Source organism: Caulobacter segnis, assembly GCF_031454995.1.
GTDB classification, from domain to species: Bacteria; Pseudomonadota; Alphaproteobacteria; order Caulobacterales; family Caulobacteraceae; genus Caulobacter; species Caulobacter segnis_E.
Genome location: NZ_JAVDRV010000002.1, coordinates 44,251 through 66,585, shown reverse-complemented (window position 1 = coordinate 66,585; position 22,335 = coordinate 44,251). Strand labels below are relative to the sequence as shown.

Annotated in this window: 16 protein-coding genes; 6 read left to right on the top strand and 10 right to left on the bottom strand. The window is 68.0% G+C overall.

The features are described from left to right. Positions 1-3: 3 nt before the first annotated feature. Both J2728_RS06585 and J2728_RS06580 read right to left on the bottom strand, forming a co-directional pair. Complete coding sequence (locus J2728_RS06585; RefSeq protein ID WP_309997684.1) at positions 4-447, bottom strand: thioredoxin domain-containing protein; 444 nt, start codon at positions 445-447, stop codon at positions 4-6. Positions 448-449: 2 nt separating this feature from the next. Further along, positions 450-1,733 carry an NAD(P)/FAD-dependent oxidoreductase gene (locus J2728_RS06580; protein ID WP_309997683.1) on the bottom strand — a complete coding sequence of 428 codons (1,284 nt, stop codon included), beginning with the start codon at positions 1,731-1,733 and terminating at the stop codon, positions 450-452. Between the two features lie 157 nt (positions 1,734-1,890). Here J2728_RS06580 and J2728_RS06575 point away from each other — a divergent pair, with 157 nt between their 5' ends. From J2728_RS06575 to J2728_RS06560, 4 genes are read left to right on the top strand one after another with little or no spacing between them, the layout of a single operon-like run. Further along, positions 1,891-2,250, top strand: coding sequence for a rhodanese-like domain-containing protein (locus J2728_RS06575; RefSeq protein WP_309997681.1), 360 nt, complete (start codon positions 1,891-1,893; stop codon positions 2,248-2,250). 30 nt (positions 2,251-2,280) lie between these two features. Continuing rightward, on the top strand, positions 2,281-3,315 hold the full coding sequence (locus J2728_RS06570; RefSeq protein WP_309997679.1) for an efflux RND transporter periplasmic adaptor subunit: 1,035 nt from the start codon (positions 2,281-2,283) through the stop codon (positions 3,313-3,315). Then, the gene (locus J2728_RS06565; RefSeq protein ID WP_309997678.1) at positions 3,312-6,524 is read left to right on the top strand and encodes an efflux RND transporter permease subunit; all 3,213 of its coding nucleotides are present in this window, start codon (positions 3,312-3,314) and stop codon (positions 6,522-6,524) included. The genes J2728_RS06570 and J2728_RS06565 overlap by 4 nt, the downstream gene beginning before the upstream one ends. Positions 6,525-6,555: 31 nt before the next feature. After that, positions 6,556-6,888, top strand: coding sequence for an ArsR/SmtB family transcription factor (locus J2728_RS06560; protein WP_309997676.1), 333 nt, complete (start codon positions 6,556-6,558; stop codon positions 6,886-6,888). 143 nt (positions 6,889-7,031) lie between these two features. Here J2728_RS06560 and J2728_RS06555 read toward each other — a convergent pair whose 3' ends face one another. From J2728_RS06555 to J2728_RS06525, 7 genes are all read right to left on the bottom strand, one after another. Continuing rightward, positions 7,032-8,231 (bottom strand): DUF3089 domain-containing protein, encoded by a 1,200-nt coding sequence (locus J2728_RS06555; RefSeq protein ID WP_309997673.1) that lies wholly within the window; start codon positions 8,229-8,231, stop codon positions 7,032-7,034. A 59-nt stretch (positions 8,232-8,290) separates the two neighbouring features. Next, positions 8,291-9,463 carry an acetyl-CoA C-acyltransferase gene (locus J2728_RS06550; RefSeq protein WP_309997672.1) on the bottom strand — a complete coding sequence of 391 codons (1,173 nt, stop codon included), beginning with the start codon at positions 9,461-9,463 and terminating at the stop codon, positions 8,291-8,293. After that, the gene (locus J2728_RS06545) at positions 9,463-10,356 is read right to left on the bottom strand and encodes an SDR family NAD(P)-dependent oxidoreductase (RefSeq protein ID WP_309997671.1); all 894 of its coding nucleotides are present in this window, start codon (positions 10,354-10,356) and stop codon (positions 9,463-9,465) included. Before J2728_RS06545 ends, J2728_RS06550 begins: the two co-directional genes overlap by 1 nt. Positions 10,357-10,455: 99 nt before the next feature. Then, the gene (locus J2728_RS06540) at positions 10,456-11,157 is read right to left on the bottom strand and encodes a TetR/AcrR family transcriptional regulator (RefSeq protein WP_404979716.1); all 702 of its coding nucleotides are present in this window, start codon (positions 11,155-11,157) and stop codon (positions 10,456-10,458) included. 22 nt (positions 11,158-11,179) lie between these two features. Beyond that, a complete protein-coding gene (locus J2728_RS06535; RefSeq protein WP_309999414.1) occupies positions 11,180-12,736 on the bottom strand; it encodes an AMP-binding protein in 1,557 nt (518 codons plus the stop codon). After that, positions 12,733-14,379 carry a carboxylesterase/lipase family protein gene (locus J2728_RS06530; RefSeq protein ID WP_309997668.1) on the bottom strand — a complete coding sequence of 549 codons (1,647 nt, stop codon included), beginning with the start codon at positions 14,377-14,379 and terminating at the stop codon, positions 12,733-12,735. The genes J2728_RS06535 and J2728_RS06530 overlap by 4 nt, the downstream gene beginning before the upstream one ends. A gap of 8 nt (positions 14,380-14,387) precedes the next feature. Then, a complete protein-coding gene (locus J2728_RS06525; protein ID WP_309997666.1) occupies positions 14,388-16,538 on the bottom strand; it encodes a TonB-dependent receptor in 2,151 nt (716 codons plus the stop codon). Positions 16,539-16,828: 290 nt separating this feature from the next. On the opposite strand from J2728_RS06525, the gene J2728_RS06520 reads away from it, so the two are divergent. Continuing rightward, positions 16,829-18,139 carry a spinster family MFS transporter gene (locus tag J2728_RS06520; protein ID WP_309997664.1) on the top strand — a complete coding sequence of 437 codons (1,311 nt, stop codon included), beginning with the start codon at positions 16,829-16,831 and terminating at the stop codon, positions 18,137-18,139. Between the two features lie 12 nt (positions 18,140-18,151). Here the strand turns inward: J2728_RS06520 and J2728_RS06515 are convergent, their stop codons facing one another. Beyond that, positions 18,152-18,814 (bottom strand): TetR/AcrR family transcriptional regulator, encoded by a 663-nt coding sequence (locus tag J2728_RS06515; RefSeq protein ID WP_309997662.1) that lies wholly within the window; start codon positions 18,812-18,814, stop codon positions 18,152-18,154. A gap of 195 nt (positions 18,815-19,009) precedes the next feature. Here J2728_RS06515 and J2728_RS06510 point away from each other — a divergent pair, with 195 nt between their 5' ends. Continuing rightward, on the top strand, positions 19,010-22,054 hold the full coding sequence (locus J2728_RS06510; protein ID WP_309997660.1) for a TonB-dependent receptor domain-containing protein: 3,045 nt from the start codon (positions 19,010-19,012) through the stop codon (positions 22,052-22,054). Positions 22,055-22,335 lie beyond the last annotated feature (281 nt).

The following is a 22,335-nucleotide window of genomic DNA, read 5'->3' as shown; positions in this document are numbered from 1 at the left end:
CTATCAGACGGCGGCCTTGGCCGTGGCCAAGCTCACCCAATCGACGAGTTGATCGGCGCTCATCAGGCCCGCCTTGCGGGCGATCAGGCGCCCATCCTGAAAAAGCAGCAGCGCCGGTATCCCTTGGACCGCGTACCGCGCGCAGGGACCGGGATTGGCGTCGGCGTTTAGCTTCAGAAGTCGGGCCCGAGCGCCAAGACGCGCGGCGGCCTCGGCGAACCGAGGAGCCATGGCCCGGCAGGGTCCGCACCAGGGCGCCCAGACATCGACGAGGACGGGCGCGCCCTTCGTCCCGGAGAGATGGCGGTCGAGGTCCTGGGCGTCCACGTCCAATGGCGCGTCGGAAAAGACCTCGGCCTTGCAGCGCCCGCATCGGGCGGCGGCGGGGTCGCGATCCTCGGGAACGCGGTTGGACGCCCCACAGGAGGGGCAAGCGAACTGGCGCATCGCTAGGCCCCCTTGATCTTGTTGACGCCGAGAATGTCGAGGGCCAGCTTTTCATAGAACGGCTCGCTCTCGCCGCGCTTGACCTTGCCCAGGAAGTATTTCTCGAAGCCGACCTTGGCCAGGTGAACCCATTTGCCGCTGGCCGACCAGTTGACGTTGCGGGGCGGGATCTGCGGCTGGGCGACGAAGGCCACGCCGCCGTCGCCGAAGTCCGCCAGACAGATGGCGTTCCAGGTCGCCTCGTGGGTCGGCTCCCGCCCATCCAGGATGTCCACGAGGTTATGGGCGATAGCCGTAACCATGCTCTCGATCATGAAGCCGGTCTTGGGCACGCCCACTGGCACCGGCGTCTTCCCGGTCGGAGCGATGGCGACACAGACGCCCAGCGCCATGACGTTCGGATAGGTTGGATTGCGCTGGTGCTTGTCGATCAGGATGAAACCGCGCGGATTCACCAGCCCCTCGACGCCGCGCACGGCCTCGACGCCCCGGAAGGCTGGCAGCATCATCGAGAAGCCGAATGGCAGATCGTGACGCGCGCGCACCGAGCCATCCTCGGCGATCTCCTCGACATGCATCAGCCCTTCGTCGACGGACGCGACCTTGGCGTTCGTCACCCACTTGATGTGGCGCTGGCGCAGCTCGCTCTCGAGCAGCCCCTTGGTGTCGCCCACGCCGTCTAGTCCGAGATGGCCGATGTAGGGTTCCGCGGTGACGAAGGTCATCGGCACCTTGTCGCGGATCTTGCGACGGCGCAGCTCGGTGTCGAGGATCAGGGCGAACTCATAGGCGGGACCGAAACACGAGGCCCCCTGCACGGCGCCAACCACGATCGGACCGGGGTTCTGGCAGAACCGATCGAAGGCGTCGGCGGCCGCCTCGGCATGGCCCACATGACAGACCGACTGGGTGTGGCCGCCGTGCGGTCCCAAGCCGGGGATTTCGTCGAAGGCTAGCTCGGGGCCCGTGGCGATCACCAGATAGTCGTAGGACAGGACCTGGCCGTCGTTGAGATGCAGCACATTGGCGGCCGGATCGACCCTGCTGGCGCCGACGCCGGTGAAGGCGATGTCCTTTTTCTGGAAGACCGGCGGCAGCTTGACCTCGATGGCGTCGCGCGTGCGCCAGCGCACGGCGACCCAGGGGTTCGAGGGCACGAAATGAAACGTATCGCCCTGCGACACGACATGGACATCGGCTTTCTTGCCGACGGCGAGCTTGATCTCGAAGGCGGCGATCGCGCCGCCCAGACCGGCCCCCAGAACGACGATGCGAGGCTTTTCCACCTGGCTTCTCCCTACTGGTTTGATCCCGATCAGCTCACGGGCCGGCCGGAGCGGCCATGATGTTCGTCAACCAGCCGCGCTTGACTTAATATTCCTATTCTCGCATATTCGCAATTACGAATTTTAAGCCCTCGAGGCCACTGCGATGGAGACGATCATGTTCGGTTCCAAGGTGAAGGATCTCACCCCGGCCGAGGTCCAGGCCGCCCTGGACGCCGGCCAGATTCTGCTGATCGACGTGCGCGAGCCGGCGGAGTTCGCCGCTGAACGCATCCACGGCGCCCTGAACTTCCCGCTGTCGACCTTCGATCCGACCGCGCTGCCCCTGGCCGACGACAAGCGCATCGTCATGCAGTGCGGCTCGGGCAAGCGCTCGGCCACCGCCATCGATCGCTGCCGCGCGGCCGGCCACAAGCTCGACAGCCACCTGGGCGGCGGGATCATGGCCTGGAAAGCCGCCGGGCTGCCGACCGTCAGCCTGGATAGCGAAAGCGGCCAAATCCGCGATCGCGGCTGAGCCAACAAGAAGACTCTCGGGGAGCGACGCATGACCGCAAAGCCTTTCCTGATCGGCGCGCTGAGCCTGGCGGCCTTGCTAGGCGCATGCGGCAAGGACGAAGCCTCGACCAAGTCCGTCGTGGTCATGGCGCCGGTCGCCGGTCGCCTGACGGTGCGGGCCTCGGTGGTGGACGACCTCAAGCCTGTCCCGGCGACTCTGACCACCCGCGACATGGCCGAGGCCCGCGCCCGGATTTCGGGGACGATCACGCGCCTGCTGGTCCAGGAAGGCGACGTCGTTCGCCAGGGGCAAACGATCGCGATCGTCCACGACGAGCGGATCGGCCTGCAGACCGGCGTCTACGACGCCCAGGTGGCCGCCGCCGCCGCCCAGGCCGCTCAGGCCCAGGCCGACCTCGCGCGGACTCAGGACCTCTACGATCATGGCGTTTACGCCAAGGCGCGGTTGGATCAGGTGCAGGCCGCCGCCAAGTCCGCCAGCGCCGGTCTCGCCGCCGCGAAGGCCCAAGCACGCGCCAGCGCTGAACTGGGCGCGCAAGGCGCGGTCCTGGCCCCCACCGCTGGACGCGTGCTGGCCGCAGACGTGCCGGTCGGCTCGGTGGTCATGCCCGGACAGTCCATCGCCACCATCACCGCCGGCCCGCCGGTGGTGCGCATCACCCTGCCCGAAGGCGAGGCCGCCGCGCTCAAGGTTGGCGCGACCGTTCGCCTGGCCGCCGAGGATCTGGGCGGGACCGTCGCCTCGGGCCAGATCAGCCAGGTCTATCCGTCGGTCACCAGCGGCCAGATCGTCGCCGACGTCACCGCCGCCGGTCTTTCGCAGGCCCTGATCGGGCGAAAGGTTCGAGCCTATGTCGCCGTCGGCCAGCGCCAGGCGGTCGTGATCCCCCGTCGCTATGTCATCACCCGCTTCGGCGTCGACTATGTCCGCCTGGTCGGCAAGGATGGCTCGGTCGCCGACAGTCCCGTCCAGACCACCGCCGCCGCCGACTCCACCATGGTCGAGGTCCTGTCGGGCCTGCGGATCGGAGACGTCCTGGCGCCCGCGGAGACACCCCGATGAACCTCGGACTGTCCGGCCGCCTGACCAAGGCGACGATCCGCTCGCCGCTCACGCCCCTGATCCTGATGGCCGCGATCGCCGTCGGGCTGCTGGCGCTGTTCTCCATCCCCCGCGAGGAGGAACCGCAGATCAGCGTGCCCATGGTCGACATCATGGTCGCCGCGCCGGGTCTGGCCGCGCCCGACGCGGTCGAGCTGGTCGGCAAGCCGCTGGAAGCCATCGTCAAGAGCGTCAACGACGTCGAGCACGTCTACACCTTCGCCGACGACCACCAGGTGCTGGTCACCGCGCGCTTCAAGGTCGGCGTCGATCCCGACGCGGCGGCGGTGCGCATCCACGAGAAAGTGCGCGCCAACTACGACAGGATCCCGGCGGGCATCCCCGAACCCTTGATCCAGACCCGCGGCATCAACGATGTCCCGAGCCTGGTGCTGACCCTGTCGGCCAAGCCCGGCTACGAGGGCCGCTGGACCGACGAGAGCCTGCGCGAGGTCGCGGGGAAGCTGAAGACCGAGGTCGCCAAGGTCGACGATGTCGGCCTGACCTTCATCGTAGGCGGCCGGCCGCGCGAGATCCGCGTCACACCCGATCCGGCGCGCCTGGCCCTGCGCGGCGTGTCGATGGGCGCGCTGATGGACACCATCCGGCAGGCGACCCGCGCCTTCCCGGCCGGCGACGTGCGCAACGGCGGCGAGACGGTCGCCGTCACCGCCGGACGCGACCTCAAGAGCGCCGCGGAGATCGGCCTGCTGGCCCTGCCGTCGGTGAAGGGCGAGGCGGTCTATGTCCGGGACGTCGCCGATGTTTCGGAAGGTCCGCGCGAGGACCAGACCCAGGTGCGCCGCTACGCCCGCGTCGAAAGCGGCTGGCGCGAGGCCCCGGCCGTGAGCCTCGCCATCGCCAAGCGCAAGGGCGCCAACGCCGTCGTCGTCTCGACCGCCGTGCTCGATCGCGTGGAGGCGCTGAAGGGCTCTCTGCTGCCCGCCACCCTGAACGTCGACGTCACGCGCGACTACGGCGCGACCGCCAACGAAAAGGCCAACGAGCTCCTGTTCCATCTGGGCCTTGCGACGGCGTCGATCGTCGTGCTGATCGGCCTGGCCATCGGTTGGCGCGAGGCTGGCGTCACCGCCGTGGTTATCCCGACCACCATCCTGCTGACGCTCTTCGCCTCGAACCTGATGGGCTACACGATCAACCGCGTCAGCCTGTTCGCGCTAATCTTCTCGATCGGCATCCTGGTCGACGACGCCATCGTCATGATCGAGAACATCGCCCGCCACTGGGCGATGAATGACGGCCGAAGCCGGATCGAAGCCGCCGTCGAGGCGGTGGCCGAGGTCGGCAATCCCACGGTCGTGGCCACCCTGACGGTGGTTTCGGCCCTGCTTCCTATGCTGTTCGTTTCGGGCCTGATGGGACCCTACATGGCGCCGATCCCGGTCAATGCGTCGGCCGCCATGGTGTTCTCGTTCTTCGTGGCCGTGGTCATCGCGCCCTGGCTGATGGTCCGCTTCGCCCGCAAGACGCTGGAGGCCGCGCCGCATGGCCATGGCCACGAGGACGAAGGCAAGCTGGGCGCGCTCTATCGCCGGGTCGCCGGCCACGTGATTCAGGATCGCCGCACGGCCTGGATGTTCCTGAGCGGGGTCGGCGTCGCCACCCTGCTGGCCTGCGCCATGTTCGCGACCAAAACGGTCACGGTGAAGCTCTTGCCGTTCGACAACAAGTCCGAGCTGCAGGTGGTGCTGGACATGCCCGAAGGCACGGCTCTGGAGATCACCCAGCGCACCTTGGCGCAGGCGGCCCAGATCGCTGGAACCCTGCCCGAGACGGTCGCGATCGACGCCTATGCCGGGACCGCCTCGCCGTTCAACTTCAACGGCCTGGTCCGTCACTACTATCTGCGCGGCCGCCCCGAGCAGGGCGACCTGTCCGTCGCCCTGGCGCCGAAGGACGAGCGCAAGCGCTCCAGCCACGCCATCGCCCTGGACCTGCGCGAGCGCCTGGCGCGGATCGCCCTGCCCGCCGGCGCGGCCATCAAGGTGGTCGAGGCCCCGCCTGGGCCACCCGTGATGGCGACGCTGCTGGCGGAAATCTACGGTCCCGACGCCGCCACGCGCCGCGCGGTCGCCGAACGCGTGAAGGCCACCTTCCACGCCGTTCCCTATATCGTCGATATCGACGACAGCTGGGGCGCGCCCCGCCCCACCCTGCGGCTGGTCCCCGACCGTTCGCGCCTAGAAGCGCTGGGCGTGGCGGATCGCGACGTGCTCGACTCCATCGGCGCGGCGTTCGGGGGCCAGGTGGTCGGCTACGCCCATCGTGGCGAAGGGCGCGATCCGCTGGAGATCTCGGTCCGCCTGCCGCAAAGCGCGCGCACCTGGGGCGAGACCCTGGGCTCGACGCCGGTGGCGCGAGCGGCCAGCGGCCGCCTCGTCGAACTGTCGGAAGTCGTCGAGGCAAAACGCGAGACGGGCTCGACCCACGTCTTCCGTCGCGACGGCCGCGACGTCGACATGGTCATGGCCGAGCTGGCCGGCGCGTACGAGGCGCCGATCTACGGCATGATGGATGTGGACAGACGCCTGCGCGACATGGATTGGGGCGCGACGCCCAAGCCCGACATCCGCATGCACGGCCAGCCCGCCGACGAGAGCCGTCCGACCGTGCTGTGGGACGGCGAATGGGAGATCACCTGGGTGACCTTCCGAGACATGGGCGCGGCGTTCGGCGTGGCCATCCTGGGCATCTATGTCCTGGTGGTGGCGCAGTTCAAAAGCTTCCGCCTGCCCCTCGTGATCCTGACCCCGATCCCGCTGACGCTGGTGGGCATCGTGTTGGGTCACATCCTGTTCCGGGCGCCGTTCACCGCCACCTCGATGATCGGCTTCATCGCCCTGGCCGGCATCATCGTGCGTAACTCGATCCTGCTGGTGGATTTCATCCGCCACAGCGCCGAGGATGGAAAGCCGCTGCGCGAAGTGCTGCTGACGGCGGGCGCGATCCGCTTCAAGCCGATCCTGCTGACCGCCCTGGCGGCGATGATCGGGGCGGCGGTTATTCTGACAGACCCGATCTTCCAGGGCCTGGCCATCTCGCTGCTGTTTGGCCTCGCCTCCTCCACCGTCCTGACGGTCCTGGTCATTCCGGCGATCTATGTCGTCCTGCGTGATCCCGACGCCCCGGTGAAGACCAAGACCGCTTGATCCTGAAACCCATGTTTCTACATTGGCTCCAATGACCGCTCCCGCCGTTTCCTGCCATTCGCCGACCGACGTCGCCGACTTGCGCGCCTGCGCTAGCGACGCCGCGCGCCTGCTGAAACTGCTGGCCAGCGAGCAGCGCCTGCTTCTGCTCTGCCGCTTGGCGGATGGGGAGGCGTCGGTCGGCGATCTCTCGGAGCACGCGGGCCTGGCCCAGTCGGCGACCTCCCAGCACCTGGCCAAGATGCGCGCCGAGGGCCTCGTGGCGACGCGTCGAGAAGCCCAGACGATCTATTACAGCCTCAGCGACCCGAACGCGGCGCGCGTGCTGGGCACGCTGTCGGACATCTATCGCACCACGGGCTGAGGTTTCGGAGCCCACCCATCGCGGGGGGCGTTCGTCCAACCATTACCGACACCCTGAAGCGTGGAGGCGGAGCGGCGCGATGGGCGGGGCGACGAAGCCTCCCCGCAGGCCTCGTCCGTCGCCGCCCTCTCAAGGGCGATCGTTCACCGCGCCGCTCTTTTGACGCTCGCCGTTCGGTAGGCCTCGCCCTGTCGCCGGACTATCTGGATGAGCGTGCCCATCGAATGGTCGACGTCGATCAGATGAAGACCCCACGAAAGGTCCACGCCCGTGTGGCGGATGATCTGGCCGCCCAGCTCGTCCGTGCGCGGGTCCGACGGAACCGCGTTCACGCGCAGCGCCAGATAGTCGTATTCGCCTCGCTGGACGCATTCGGTCGTGATCAGACCAGGCGTCGTGACGAAAAAGGTCGTGATCGGCTTCGCGGGACGGGTCCACTCTGGCGGGATGTCGCCGCCGGAGCCGTTCAGAAAGCCCTTGGCGGCGAAATAGGAGACGGGTTGGCCCGGGCCGCCGGACAGGTTGGCGGGGTTGACGCACGCCGCCCGCAGACCATCGCGCGCCCGGCCAAACCGCGAGGTCGGTGGCGGCGGAAGGCGGTCCCGGAAGGTGACATAGCTGATCACGCAGCCAAACCGCCGGTCGCTCCCGCACAGCGGGACGGAGCGGAACGAGCCGCCGACATCCTTCCCAGGCGGGACCATGACGAGCCCGCCGAGCAGGAGGGCCGAGACGAGTTGCTTCCGCGCGGGCCGGCCCTCGATCTCCTCGGCCAGCAGCCTGGTCAGCATGACCGCGCCCTGGCTATGCCCGACGAGGACGACGCCGCGGCCCTTGTTCTCGTTCGCCATGTACCAGCGCCAAGCATCCAGAACGTCGGCATAGCCGCCCAGGGTGGATGGGGGCTGCTCGCCGATCGGCTTGGGACCGCCGGCGGGATAGCGCAGCCGGCGCAGGGTGCCCTGGCGATAGAGGGGGGCGAACTGTCGGCAGACCGCGCCGAAGCGGGCGAACTGAAGCCTGACGGCGTCCCACTCGTCCTTGTTCGCCTCGAAGTCGGAGATCCAGCCCGGGTCGTTGGAAACGGTCGGATAGACATAGAAGCAGTCCATGTCCGGCGTCTTGGCCGGGACGAACCGCTCGACGCTGAGCTGGCCGCTGGCCGGCACGACCGTGGCGTCGAGATCGACCTCGCAGCGGTCATCCGCCAAGTCAGGCCGACACAGCCAGAGCGCCGGGTCGGCGTAGTCGGCGCGCGCGACGGGGGGATCCGGCGCCGCCATCGCCGTCCCGGACCCTGCCGACATTAAGGCGAACCACGCCAGAACCGCACGCCACCTCATGGAACGCCTCCCTCGGACTAGCGTCGCGCCTCGCCTAGCGGACAAGGCCGCCGCCCCGCTCACAACACCTCGAACAGTCCCGCCGCGCCCATGCCGCCGCCGACACACATGGTGACCACGACGTATTTCGCGCCGCGCCGCTTGCCCTCGATCAGGGCGTGCCCGGTCATGCGCGCGCCCGACATGCCGTAGGGATGCCCCATGGCGATGGCGCCGCCGTTGACGTTCAGCAGTTCGTCTGGAAGCCCGAGGGCGTCGCGGCAATAGAGCACCTGGCAGGCGAAGGCCTCGTTCAGCTCCCAAAGGCCAATGTCGCCGATCGATAGACCGAAGCGCTTCAGCAGCTTGGGGATCGCGAAGACGGGTCCTATCCCCATCTCGTCCGGCTTGGTCCCGGCGACGGCCATGCCGACATAGCGGCCCAGCGGCGCAAGGCCGCGCCTTTCGGCGAGGCCCGCCTCCATGACCACGCAGGCGGACGCCCCGTCCGAAAGCTGGCTGGCGTTGCCGGCGGTGACCACCCCGCCGGGCCGCACCGCCTTCAGCGCCGACAGGCCCTCGAACGTGGTGTCGGGGCGAACGCCCTCGTCGCGATCGAGCGTGACCTCCCGCGTGGAGACCTCTCCGGTCGTCTTGTCGGCCACCTTCATGGTGGCGGTCAGCGGGACCAGCTCGGCGTCGAAGCGGCCCGCGCCCCGCGCCGCGGCGGCGCGGAACTGCGAGGACAGGCCATAGAGATCGCAGGCCTCGCGCGTGACGCCATACCGCGCGGCGACGGTCTCGGCGGTGTCCAGCATCGGCATGTAGGCGTCCGGATGCATGGCCACGAGACCAGGGTCCTGATCGACCCGCATCTGGGGAGTCTGCACCAGCGAGATCGACTCCACCCCGCCCGCCACGATGACGTCCATGCGATCGACGATGACCTGCTTGGCCGCGGTGGCGATGGTCATCAGGCCCGACGAGCACTGACGGTCCAGGGTCATGCCCGGAACCTCGACCGGTAGGCCGGCCCGGAGCGCCGCCATACGGCCGATCGTCGCCTGCCCTCCCTGAGGCAGCGAGCATCCGAGGATGCAGTCGTCGATCTCGTCGGGCGCCACGCCGGCGCGCGAGACAGCGTGGCCGAGGGCGTGCGCGGCCAGGACGGTCGGCGGCGTGTCGTTGAAGCCGCCGCGATAGGCGCGGCCGATCGGCGTGCGCGCCGTGGAGACGATGACGGCGTGGCGCATCAGGCGCGCTCCGCCGCGCGGCCCGCGACCAGTTCGGCGCTGGCGATCTCCCGCTCGGACTGGACAAAGCCATAGGCCGGGACGATCTCGCCGGCGCGATCGGTCACCTCGCCCCATTGCCTGATCAGTTGCTCGCCGGCGTCGCGACCGCCGCCGATATAGCGTCCCCCCGTCAAGGTGATGTTGGCGGTCGCGAAGTGGCCGGCGCCCGCGCACAGGATGGCGCGGGTCGGCGCGTCGTCGGCGACCAGGGCCAGCAGGCCCGGGCTGACCAAGGCGGGGTCCAGCCGTTGTAGGGTCTCGGGCGAAAGCACGCCCTCGGTCATGCCGGTCGCCGCCGTCGGCGCCAGGCAGTTGACCCGGACACCGTATTTCTCGCCTTCGATCGCAAGGGTCTGCATCAAGCCCACCAGAGCCATCTTGGCCGCGCCATAGTTGGCTTGGCCGAAATTGCCGTAGAGGCCCGAGGACGAGGTGGTCATCACGATACGGCCGTAGCCCTGCTCGCGCATGATCCCCCAGACCGCCTTGGCGCAGACCGCCGCGCCCATCAGGTGAACGTCCACCACGAGCCGGAAGTCATCCAGGCTCATCTTGGCGAATGTCTTGTCGCGAAGGATGCCGGCGTTGCTGACGAGGATGTCGACCCGCCCCCAGCGCGCGACGACCTGCTCGACCATGGCGCCCACGGCCGCCTCGTCCGTGACCGACGCGGCAACGCCGATCGCCGCGCCGCCAAGGGCCACGATCTCGGCGGCGACACGATCCGCCGCTTCCCACGTGAGATCGTTGACGACCACCTTGGCGCCCTGGCTGGCCAGATACAGCGCATGCGCGCGTCCCAGCCCGCCGCCCGCTCCAGTGACGATCGCGATCCGTCCATCAAGCAACATAGGTAACCCCTTTCGTTCACGAGCCGAGGCTCGCAATTTAATTCACTAACACAGCAGTGAATGTGTTTGATAAGGCTCCGCCCGTGGCCGGGCCCGTTTCTAGGTCCCCTGCTTCTCTCCCGTGCACACCGACAGGAAACCGGCGGCCATGAAGCTGGCCATGCGGTTCTTGACGGCGGCGAAGTCGTCCGACTTGCACGCGCCGCCCGACAGCTTGTCGATCCGACCGGTCCTGGCCAGGGTCAGCATCAAGGCTCCCGTGACGAAGTGGTAGCCCCAGAAGATGTCCGCCTCGGCGCGGCCAGGCAGCGCCCGCTTCAGCAGATCGATCAGCCGCAGAACCACTGGGTCGAAATGTTCGTCCATCAGGGCCGCGCCCCATTCAGGCGTGTTGGCGACCTGGGCGCCAAGGGCCGCGTAGTTCTTCCACCCTTCGCCGCCCTCGATATAGAGGTCGAGATCGGTGTCGAGAAAGGCGCGCAGAGCGCCCTCCACCGTCGGCTGACCGCCACAGGACCGTTCGTAGTCATCGAGCGCCCGCATTCGCCGCTGACTGGTGACCACCGCGCGCCGAGCGAAGACGGCGTCGAACAGGGCCTTCTTGTCATCGAAGTAGTAGTTGAGCAGCGTGTGGTGCGCGCCGACCCGCTGGGCGACGTCCTTCAACGTCACGCCGTACAGCCCGTGCTTCGAGAACAGCTCCTCGGCCGCGTCGAGGATCCGCTCCATCTTCTCGGCGCGCTGCTCGGCCTTGGTGGCGCGGCGGCGCGGCTGGACGGGTTGGGACAAGGGAGCTTCCATGCGATGTCGGATGCGCGTCGGCTCAGCCGGCGCCGTACTCCGATTTCAGCCGAATTTTGTCGATCTTCCCGGTGGGGGCCAGGGGCATGCGCGGCAGACGATAGACGGCGTCGGGGATCCACCAGTTGGCCACGCGACCGCGCAGCGAGGCCAGCAAGGCCTCGTCGCTGACCTCGTGCTTCGTCTCCACCAACAGGATCGGGCGTTCGCCCCATTTGGGATCGGGCCGACCGATCACCGCGACCTGGGCGACCTGCGGCAGGGCGCCGACCAGCGCCTCGATCTCGGTCGGATTGATCCACTCGCCGCCCGACTTGATCAGGTCCTTGGCGCGACCGGTGATGTACAGATTGCCCTCTTCGTCGATGCGCGCCAGGTCGCCCGTGGCGAACCAGCCGTCGGCGTCGGTGGCGGGGACGTCCTGGCCGAAATAGCGCGCGACCACCGATGCGCCCCGCACCCGCAGATGGCCCTCGGCCTCCCGCTGGCCCGGCAAGGCGACCCCCTCGGCGTCGGTGAGCAGGAGATCGACGCCCACCGCTGGACGTCCCGACACCGCGGCCTCGCCCGGAGCGGTCAAGGGGGCGAGAACGCCGCAGGGCGACAGTTCGGTCATGCCCCAGCTGGTCTGCACCCGCGCGCCAAGGCGTTGCTCGATACGCGTCATCAGGGCTGGCGGCATGGGGGCGCCGCCGACGATGATCCGCTTCAGCGATGGCAGGGTTTCGCCGCTCGTCTCGAGGTGCTCCAGCAGCCCCGCCCAGACGGTCGGCACGCCCACCCCAATCGTAACGCCCTCGGCCGCGATCAACCGGGCCAGGCTGGCCCCATTGGCGTTGCGGCCCGGCAGCACCAGCTTGGCGCCGACGGCGGGCGCGGCGAATGGAAGCCCCCAGGCGTTGGCATGGAACATCGGCACCACGGCGAGCACCGCGTCGGCGCCCGAGATCGCCATGCCGTCGACCTGCAGAATGCGTAGGGTGTGCAGGTAGCTGGAACGGTGGGTGTAGGTCACGCCCTTCGGCGCGCCCGTGGTGCCGGAGGTGAAGCACAGGCCGCAGGGCGCGGTCTCGTCGAAACGGCCCCAGGCGGCGCGCCGTGTTTCAGCCTCGACCATCGCGGCCAGCGCCTCGCCCTCGCTAGCCTCGCCGTCGATGATCAGCAGGCGCGCGAGGCTGGGGGTGGTTTCCATGATCCGACGCGCCAAGGGCGCAAGATCGGCCGACGCGATCAGGACGCGCGCCTCGGACTGGACCGCCATCGCGGCCAGCTGTTCGGCGGTCAGGCGCGGATTCAGGGTGTGGCAGACCGCGCCCATGCCCATGATCGCGAACCAGACCTGGACGTGGTCCTGGCTGTTCCAAGCGAGGGTCGCGACGCGGTCGCCGGCCTGGACGCCCATCCCCTCGAGCACGCTCGACACCCTCAGGGCTCGATCACGCAGATCAGCGTAGCCGATGTGATCGCGCCGGCCATCCTCCCGCGCCGTCACCACCTGGGCTTTCGGCGTCCACTTCGCGGCGTGGTCCAGGAACTTGTCGAGCGTCAGGGAAAACGCCTGCATCTCGCCGTCGATCATCGGCACGAAGAAACTCCAGAAGGCAGCGGGGGCGAGACGACGCCGACATTCCAGTTCCAGGAAAGGTCGCCCTGGGCGCGGCGTCGGCACATGACGGCCTCGTTCAATTCGTACATGCCCGGCCGCGGGCGCGTTCCGGGTTGGGCCCCTTGAGCGAAGGTCATGTAGGCCCGCTCGGTCCCGTAGGGTTTCCAGTCTGGAGCGCCCTTGGCCCTTGGAACGCCGTCGCGAGCGAAGCTGGTCCAGTAGCCGATCATGGTCGCCGACAGCGCGGCTTCGTCGGGCGTGTCGGGAATCTTCGGCCAGGCCGGCGGGACGCTCGCGGAGGTGCCGAAGACGTAAGGCAACTCGGCGGCGTGAAAGCCGTGCAGGCCGGCGGCGTCGGCGGCCGGATAGCCGTGATCGAAATAGTAGAGATAGCCCGACGCCCCCAGCCGCGTCTGCTTGGCGACCAGTCGCTCGGCCGTCCAGCCATAGAGGGCGTCGCGCGGCGCCAGCAGCACGCTCTCGGCGACATCATCGGACGGATAGAGCTTGAGGAAGTCGTCGGCGAGCTCCCCGTAGCGAGCCCGGATTTCCGTCTCGTAGGCCGCGGCGCTGGCGGGCGGCGGCGGCGCCAGGATCCGCAGCGAGCGGATCTCGCCGCTATTGAAGCCGGCGAGGATCGGCACGGGAGCCTGCTCGCCGGCGTCGAAGGTGTCGACGAGCTGCTTGGGCAGGATCTTGCCGTCGACGGCCCCGAAGGTCTGGAAGCCAGCCATCAAGGCCGAGGTGGCGAGGGTTTCGGCGTCCATCGCGCGAAGATCCGCCAGGCTCTTGGCGCCCAGCTTGGCGGCCGTCGCCGCGCCCATGGCCTCCGCGGGGACATGGCCGAACCTCGGCTCGCGAAGTTGGGGCGTCGAGATCATGTAGGCGCTCTGGGCGATCGCCTTGTGGAACAGCCCTCGCGCGGCCGGCGAGGCCATCAGATACATGACGCTGAGACCGCCGGCGGACTCGCCCGCGATGGTGACGTTGGCCGGATCGCCGCCGAACGCGGCGATATTGCGCTGGACCCATTTCAGCGCGGCGATCTGATCGAGGAGACCGTAGTTGCCCGAGACGCGATCGGGTGACTCGGCGCTCAGTTCCGGATGGGCCAGATAGCCTAGCACGCCGAGACGATAGTTGATCGAGACGACCACGACGCCCTGTCTGGCCAGCCCCGCGCCGTCGTACAGGCCCTCGCCGCTGGAGCCGACGATCAGCGAGCCGCCGTGGATCCAGACCAGGACGGGAGCTTTCTTGGCGGCGTCCGGCGCCCAGACGTTCAACGACAGGCAGTCCTCGCTAAACGCCTTCAGTGGCGAGGCGTAGATGCTGCCCGCTCGGGGCTTGGGCTGCCAGCAGGCCGGGCCGAAGTCCCGGGCGTCGCGCACGCCGCTCCAAGCGGGCGCCTGCGCGGGCGGCTTCCAGCGCAGCGCGCCCGTGGGCGCGGCCGCGTAAGGGATGCCCTTGAACACGCGCAGGCCGTCCGCCTCGACGCCGCGAACAGCGCCGGCCGGCGCGCGCGCGACGGGCTGGTCGACGAGAGCGACGGCCGGCGTCCCCGCCAAGGCCGCGAGACCCAGGGCGAAGATCGATGCGAAGGAGCTTTTGCGCATCGCTCCCCCTAGAACGCATAGCCTAGGCGCACGCCCGCCGTGCGCGGCCGCATGGTCGCGAACCGGCTGGCGAGGAACGCCTCGGGGTGGACGTAGGTGATCGAGTGATCGTCGAAGAGGTTCTCGACATAGGCGCCGATCGTGGTCTGGCCCATGGCGACGGCGAAGGTGGCGTTGACGTTCTGGTACGAGTCCGTGAACCCGTAGGTCGCGCTGGTCACCGTGGGCTGACCGGGCACGCGCGGGAACGATCCCGGGTACGAGCCGACATGCTGCAGCACGACCGACAGATTGGCCTTGGCCTTCGGCGTCAAGTCCCAGCCGTAGTTGACGAACACCGAGCCCTGAACCTTCGGCGAGGCCAGTCGCGCGCCCACCACCGCACCGGAGATCGCCGCCTCGGCCGGGCTCAGCTCGGTGACCTTGGCCTCGTTCAGCGACCCGTTCAGGCCCACGGTCAGCCCCTTGGCGGGATAGGCCAGGAGTTCTAGCTCGATCCCCTTGCTGCGCGCCGCGCCGATGTTGGTGGCGAACTGGACGCTGTCGGAAACGCGGTTGGCCTGGACCTGGATGTTGCTCCAGTCGATCAGATAGACCGCGACATTGGCCGCCAGACGCCCGTTCAGGAAGCGTCCCTTGGCCCCGATCTCGTAGTTGACGAGGTCGTCCGACGAAGCGCCGTTCGGGATGATCAGGTCGTTGGGATTGACGAGGCTAGGCCGGCCCGCGAACCCATTGACCACCGGCGTGCGGAAGCCCGTCGAGACGGTAGCGTAGGTCGTCAGGGCCGACGACGGCTTGTACGACAGGCTGACCTTGAACGAGGGCTTGCTGCCGGTCGCCTTGACGCCCGTGGCCGCGGCGATCGGGACCAAGGTCAGCGGTCCTCGGATCCCCAGCAGGGCGTTGGTCAGATAGGCGCTGTTATAGCCGCCCGCCTCGGTGAAGCCCTGAGAGTCGACCTTGCCGTAGCGGATGCCGCCGGTCGCCCAGACCTTGTCGGTGAAACGGTAGGTCAGCTGCCCGAACGCCGCCTTCTCGTGCGAGAGGAAGTGGGTGTACTGGCGCTGGTAGTATTCGTCCGGCAGGCCGGTGATACCCCGCGCCGCCAGGAAGGCCGGGTTGGAGCGGTAGAAGTAGTCCACGTCCAGGCGGCGATCGAGATAGAAGCCGCCGATCACCCAATCGACCTTGCCCCCAGGGTCGGAGGCCAGGCGCGCCTCCTCGACGAAGGTCTGCTGGTTGGCGTTCGCGTCGAGGGCGAAGGCGATCGCCCCGCCGAACGTGCCGGCCAGGTCGACGTAAAACTTCTGGTCGAACTTCGAATAGGTCGACGAACTGGTCAGGCGCGCCCCATCGAACTGGTAGTCGATCGTGACATTGTGGGTGCGCAGCTTGCCGACGAAGAGGTCCGGCCGGTCCGAGACGCGCTTTTCCCGCCCCAGCGCCGGACTGATCATCGAAGAGTCCTTGGGGTTGCTGTCCTCGTAGGAGAACAGCGCCTTCACCGACAGGCGCTCGTTCGGCTTCCACAGCAGGTTCGCGCGGCCGCCCCAGTTCACCAGGGTGTTGGAATTGTGGACCTTGGTGCCAACGTTATCGAGGTAGCCCTCTTCGTGCCGGTAAAAGCCCACGACGCGCAGGGCCAGCTTGTCCTCGATGATCGGCATGTTGAGCATGCCGTTGTAGCGCTGGCGCAGCGAGTCCGAACCCGTCAGGCCGTAATCGACCAGGGCCGCCCCCTCCCGGCTCGACAGGTTCGGCGCCTTCGTGAGAATGCGCAGCGCGCCCGACAGCGAGCCCGAGCCAAACAGCGTTCCCTGCGGACCGCGGAGGAACTCGACCCGCTCGACGTCGAACAGGTTCGGGTCCAGCACCGTGGTGTTGCCGATGGTCGAGATCGGCAGCTCGTCGATATAGACCGCGACCGTGCTCTGCAGGTTGGCGCCATAGCCGTTGGTGGCGATGCCGCGCGCTGTGAAGTTGTTGAAGTTGGCGGTGGCGCGGTTCAGCACGACGCCCGGGGTCTGGCGCGCCAGACCCTCGTAGCCGACGATGCCCTTGGCGGTCAGCTCCTTCTGGTCGAAGGCCGTGACGCTGAGCGGCACGTCCTGGAGCTTCTCCGGACGGCGGGTAGCGGTGACGACGACTTCTCCCACGAGCGCGGCGTCCCTCCCCTGCTCCGCGGAACCGGCCTCCTGGGCCCGAACCGGCGTTGTCGAAACCGCGACGAGCGCTACGGCGCAAGCCGACGCGAGTAGCCCAGCCTTCATGGCGTTCACTCCCCAAACGCGTCGATCATTCAGCGTCGACGTCGCCAACCCACGGTGGCGACGAACCGCACCGCTGTCAACACTCACTCTCACGAGTGTGAATGTTGACGAACGAGAACGATTGGCGTCATGTTCCGGGCAAGCCAAGCCCGACAACGGGCGTCCGGGAGGAAACCTTGAACGATCTCGCGCGCACCAGCGACGCGGCCCTGTCCGCGCGCTCCGACCGTCCTTATCCCGCGCCGAACCGGAGGGCCTGGGTGGTCCTGGCCATGTTGTGGTTTGTCTACGTCCTGAACTTCCTGGACCGCCAGTTGATGTCGATCCTGGCCAAGCCCATCCAGGACACGCTGAATGTCACCGACGGACAGCTTGGCCTGATCGGCGGGCTCTACTTCGCGATGTTCTACTGCTTCATCGCCATCCCGGTCGGGTGGCTGGCCGACCGGACCAACCGCGTCGCGGTGCTCAGCCTGGCCTGTGGGATCTGGAGCGCGGCGACCGTGGCCTGCGGCCTGTCGCGAAGCTATGGCGAGTTCGCCTTCTCGCGCATGACGGTCGGCTTCGGCGAGGCCGGCGGCGTGCCGCCGTCCTACGCGATCATCACCGACTACTTCCCGCCGGGACGTCGCGGCACGGCGCTTGGCCTCTACAATCTGGGGCCTCCGGTGGGCGCGGCGCTCGGCATCGCCTTCGGCGGCGCGATCGCGGCGGCCTTCAACTGGCGCTACGCCTTCGTCGTGCTGGGCGTCGTGGGCCTGATCGCCGCGTTCGTCCTGCCTTTGGTCGTCAAGGAGCCCCCGCGCGGCGGCCTCGACGGCGCGGGGACAAAGCCCGAGAAAGCCGCCTTCTGGCCCACCCTGCGAATGTTCTTCTCGCGGCCGACCTTGATGTTGGCCGCCCTGGGCAGCGGCGCGACCCAGTTCGTGACCTACGGCCTTGGCAATTTCACCACCCTCTTCCTGATGCGCGAGAAAGGCATGACGCTCGGCGAGGTCGCCGTGTGGTACGCGCTGGTCGTCGGCGTGGGCATGAGCGCCGGCATCTATGTCTCGGGCCGTGTGATCGACCACTTCACCCGCAAGTCCAAGCTGGTCTACGCCATGGCCCCGGTGATCTCGCTGACCCTGGCGATCCCCTTCTATGTCGGCTTCGTCTGGGCGCCGAACTGGCCGATGGCGCTGGCCTTGCTGATCGGCCCGACCTTCCTCAACTACTTCTACCTGTCGTCGGCGGTGGCGCTGGTGCAGGAAGAGGTCCGTCCCGAGCAGCGGGTGATGTCCGGCGCCCTCCTGCTGCTGGTGATGAACTTCATCGGCCTGGGCCTTGGCCCCACCTATGTCGGGGCGGCCAGCGACTTCTTCCGCGCCACCCATCCGCACAACTCGCTGCAGATGGCCCTCTTCACGCTGACGCCGTTCTACGTTCTGGCGATCGGCCTCTTCCTCGGGCTAGCCAGGATCTTCCGGAAAGAGGAGGCCCGTTAGGCCGCCTGCCCCTCAGCCCTTCAGGGCGATGAAGCCCGCCGCCATGAAGCGGGCGATGCGCTTCTTGACCGCGGGGAAGTCGTCGGAATGACAAAGGCCGCCGGACAGCCGGTCGATCCGGCCCGTCCGCGCCAGGGTGTTCATCAGCGCGCCCGACACGAAGTGGTAGCCCCAGAAGATCTCCTCGTCGGCATAGTCCGGCAGGGCGCGCTTGAGGATGCCGACCAGCTTCAGGACGACGGGATCGAAGTGCTCGTCCATCAGGGCCGCGCCCTCGGGCGTGTTGCTGACCCGGGCGCAGAAGGCGGCGTAGTTCATCCAGTGCTCGCCGCCCTCGTAATAGAGATCAAGGTCGGTATCGAGGAAGGCGTGGAGCGCGCCCTCCACCGTGGGGTTGTCCCCGGCAGCCTGCTCGTATTGCTCCAGGGCGATCATTCGGCGACCCGAGGTCACCCCGGCGCGGCGGGCGAACACCGCCTCGAACAGGTTGGTCTTGTCCTTGAAGTAGTAGTTCAGCAGCGTCGTATGGATGCCGACCCGCAAGGCGACATCCCGCAGGGTCACGCCATACAGACCGTTCTGCGAAAACAGATACTCGGCCGCGTCCAGGATCTGCTCCAGGCTCTGAGCGCGTTGCTCCGCCTTGGTCCGCCGCGCCTTGGTGTCTCCCGACAAGCCGTCCTCCTCGTCGCTCCGTATCCGGGTAGTAGGGCGCGGCGCGCGCCTGTCAATCGTTCGCATGCCGCCGTCGCCCGCGAGGCTACGACCATGTGACCGAACAATGGTCATTGACGAGAGGGCGACGATGCCACAACACTCACTCTTGTGAGAATGAGCGTTATAGACTCATTCAACGGGAGGGATCGCACCATGAAAATCGGGCTAATGGGCGCGTCTGGCGTCGCGCTGGTGATGGGACTCGCGGGCTGGGGCGCGACCGCGCACGGCCAGGAGAGGCCGGCTCAGGACCCATCCACCCAGGTCGAGGAAATCGTCGTCACCGGATCGAACATCAGGGGCTCGGCGCTCGACGCCGCCCTCCCCGTCGAGGTCTATTCGCAAGCCGACCTCGAGAAGCAGGGCTCGCCCACGGCGCTGGAATTCGCCAAGAGCCTGACGATCTCGGGGCCCACGACCGGCGAGTCCTATTATTTCGGCGGCCCGGCCCTGGTCGGCTCGGTGAACTACAATCTTCGCGGCCTGGGCGCCGACAAGACGCTGGTCCTGCTGAACGGCCGGCGGATGAACCAGAACACCGCCAACGTGCCGTCGGTCGCCCTGGCCCGCACCGAGGTGCTGAAGGACGGCGCGGCGGTGATCTACGGCGCCGACGCCACCGGCGGCGTCGTCAACTTCATCACCCTGGAGCGCTTCGTGGGTCTGCAGGCCCAGGCTCAGTACAAGCATATCAAGGGGTCGAAAGGCGACTATTCGGTCGGCGTCATGGGGGGGATCGGCGAGGACCGCGTCAATCTGCTGGTCTCGGCCGAATATGAGCACCGCTCGCGCCTGAATACGATGGAGCGGGACTTCACCAAGGCCTCGCTGAACCCGGGGACCGGCTACAATCCGGCCCCTTGGTCTACCCTGACCAACCTGACGGGCTGGATCCCCCGGGGCGCCCTGCCCGCCACGCCCAGCGCCACGGACGTCGGCGAATGGGGCCCGGCCGTGGGCGGCATCGTCTCGGACTTCACGCCCGCCAGCTGCGCCGCCGTCGGCGGCCGCTACGACAACAACTTCACCTGCGCCTACAACTACATCCCCTACTACCGGCTGGTGGAGAAGCAGGACATCTATCGCCTCTACGCCCAGCTGAAGGCGCGGATCACCGACACGATGAAGTTCCACATGGACGCTTCGTACGGCCGCGTGACCCTGCCGCAGGTCATGGGTTCGCCGGCCCAGCCCGTCTCGCGCGGTCCGGCCCTGGCCACCGGCGCCGTGAACCAGTTCTACGTTCCGATCACCAACCCGTTCGCGGCCGAGTTCGCCGCCAAGAACGGCATCGTCGGCGCCCAGGGCTTCACCCCGGTGACCTACCGACTGTTCGGCCACGGCGGCAATCCGTACTACTCGGGCGGTGACGGCTTTGGCGTGGCCGACCGCATCGACAACAAGGTCTGGCGCGTGTCGGCGGGCCTGACGGGCGATCTCGGCGACGTGGCGCCGTTCGCCAAGCAGGTCGGCTACGACTTCGCCCTGACCTATAACGACGCCTACAACTACAACACCCACGCCGACACCATCGGCTATCGCCTGCAGGAAGCGATGAACGGCTTCGGCGGTCCCAACTGCCGCGCCACGGACCTGGATCCCAGCCGCTTCGGGACGCAGAACGCCGCGGCCGCCGGCAAGAACGGCTGCCAGTACTGGAACCCCTTCTCGAGCTCGTTCAAGGGCCAGCCGGTTCGCGGCCTGGCCAATCCCAACTACGTCGCGGGCAAGGAAAACCCCGAGGACCTGGCGCTTTGGATGTTCGACCCGCGCGCGGTCGAGACCCTGAGCCACAACTTCACGGCCGACCTCGTCTTCAACGGCCGTTCCGGGATCCAGCTTCCCGGCGGGGACATCGGCTGGGCGATCGGCGCCCAGTATCGGTCCTTGGCCAACCGGGTGAACGTGCCCAGCACCTTTAACAACGGCTCCATCCAGTGCGAGTGGCCCAGCAACACCACCAGCGCCAATGGCGCCGGCTCGGGTAATCTCAGCCCCACGCCACTGCCCACGACCGATCCGAACTTCCGCGGCTGCACCCCCGACGCGCCCGGGCCATTCGTCCTGTTCGCTCCGACACTGCCCAGCCAGGCCGAGCAGAGCCAATACTCGCTGTTTGGCGAACTGCAGGTCCCGCTGTTCTCGAACGTCGACCTCCAACTGGCGGCGCGTCGCGAGCGCTTCTCCAACGACCTGGGCGCCACGGTCTACAAGGTTTCGGGCAAGTGGAACGTCTGGGGGCCGCTGACCGTGCGCGCCTCGTACGGCACCAACTATCAGACGCCGCCGCTGGGCGTGACGCCGGGAGCCATCACGGTGGCCGCGCGCACCTATACGGTGGCGGCCAGCAACTGGTTGGCGGCGCAGTTCATCACCGACACCGACCTCAAGCCGGAAACCGCCAAGACCGGCAACGTCGGCGTCATCTGGCAGAGCCGCGGCGTCGCCGACGACCACAGGCTCCGACTGATCGTCGACTACTTCGACATCCGCACCAAGGACCAGATCGGCCAGGTCGCCGATCCGAACCAGATCGCGAGCCTCGTCTTCAACGGCGCGGGCGGCACGATCACCACCTGCGACGCCTCCAAGCAGCCGCTCTTGGCGCGCATCACCTTCAACAACGGTTGCGCGGTGGGGATGAGCGGCGTCGGCAGCTTCTCGGCCGTCTCGACCCGGTACGGCAACGGCCCGGGCCAGACGACCAAGGGCTTCGACATCCAGGCCAGCTACGGCCTGCCGCTGGGTGACGGCGACCTGGACATCAGCCTGACCGCCACGCGCGTCACCGCCCTGAGGACCGGTCCGACCACGCTGGATGGGGTGACCATCTCGACCGGCGACGATCGGCTAGGCACGCTGAACTTCGCCACCTTCGCCCAGGCCGCGCCCAAGCTGCGGGCCAACCTCGGCGTCAATTACGGGCTGGGTCGCCAGAACTTCCGCCTGGGCGTCAACTTCGTCTCGGCGGTCCAGGATGAGCGAGCCGGCGTCCAGTATGGCGAGAACGGCAAGGACTGGGTGACGACCGACTTCACCTATCGCCTCGGCCTGGGCGAGGACATGGCGCTCACCCTGACCGCCGCGAACATCTTCGACAAGGATCCGCCGCCGGCCCAGGAGGAGTTCGGCTACGACCCTTGGACCGGCAATCCGCTGGGCCGGACCTTCGAGATCGGCGTCAAGAAGTCCTTCTAGGGCCGGCGGAGACATCCGCGGCGCTCTAGACCCACGCTCATCAATCGGCTCGCAGGCCACGGCGGTGATCGCGATCGGCGTGGCCTGGTGGTTGGTGAGCTGGCGCGTGGCGGCGGCCACGATCTCTTGGGTTTCGGCGGTCCGCTCGGCGACGAGCGCCCCGGTCGGAAGGGGAGATCGAGGTCGCTCCGCCACGCGTGGAGGACATTCTAGAACGCCTTCGTTCAGTCACTCGTCGCCGCCGCGCGACAACGCCCACAAAGAAGCCTTGAAAGCGAAGG

Excerpts from the sequence above, each read along its gene's own strand:
- J2728_RS06570 (WP_309997679.1), top strand. The coding sequence starts at position 2,281 with ATGACCGCAAAGCCTTTCCTGATCGGCGCGCTGAGCCTGGCGGCCTTG.
- J2728_RS06555 (WP_309997673.1), bottom strand. The coding sequence starts at position 8,231 with ATGAGGTGGCGTGCGGTTCTGGCGTGGTTCGCCTTAATGTCGGCAGGG.
- J2728_RS06560 (WP_309997676.1), top strand. The coding sequence starts at position 6,556 with ATGACCGCTCCCGCCGTTTCCTGCCATTCGCCGACCGACGTCGCCGAC.
- J2728_RS06530 (WP_309997668.1), bottom strand. The coding sequence starts at position 14,379 with ATGCGCAAAAGCTCCTTCGCATCGATCTTCGCCCTGGGTCTCGCGGCC.
- J2728_RS06535 (WP_309999414.1), bottom strand. The coding sequence starts at position 12,736 with ATGATCGACGGCGAGATGCAGGCGTTTTCCCTGACGCTCGACAAGTTC.
- J2728_RS06565 (WP_309997678.1), top strand. The coding sequence starts at position 3,312 with ATGAACCTCGGACTGTCCGGCCGCCTGACCAAGGCGACGATCCGCTCG.
- J2728_RS06575 (WP_309997681.1), top strand. The coding sequence starts at position 1,891 with ATGTTCGGTTCCAAGGTGAAGGATCTCACCCCGGCCGAGGTCCAGGCC.
- J2728_RS06545 (WP_309997671.1), bottom strand. The coding sequence starts at position 10,356 with ATGTTGCTTGATGGACGGATCGCGATCGTCACTGGAGCGGGCGGCGGG.
- J2728_RS06540 (WP_404979716.1), bottom strand. The coding sequence starts at position 11,157 with ATGGAAGCTCCCTTGTCCCAACCCGTCCAGCCGCGCCGCCGCGCCACC.
- J2728_RS06550 (WP_309997672.1), bottom strand. The coding sequence starts at position 9,463 with ATGCGCCACGCCGTCATCGTCTCCACGGCGCGCACGCCGATCGGCCGC.
- J2728_RS06585 (WP_309997684.1), bottom strand. The coding sequence starts at position 447 with ATGCGCCAGTTCGCTTGCCCCTCCTGTGGGGCGTCCAACCGCGTTCCC.
- J2728_RS06510 (WP_309997660.1), top strand. The coding sequence starts at position 19,010 with ATGAAAATCGGGCTAATGGGCGCGTCTGGCGTCGCGCTGGTGATGGGA.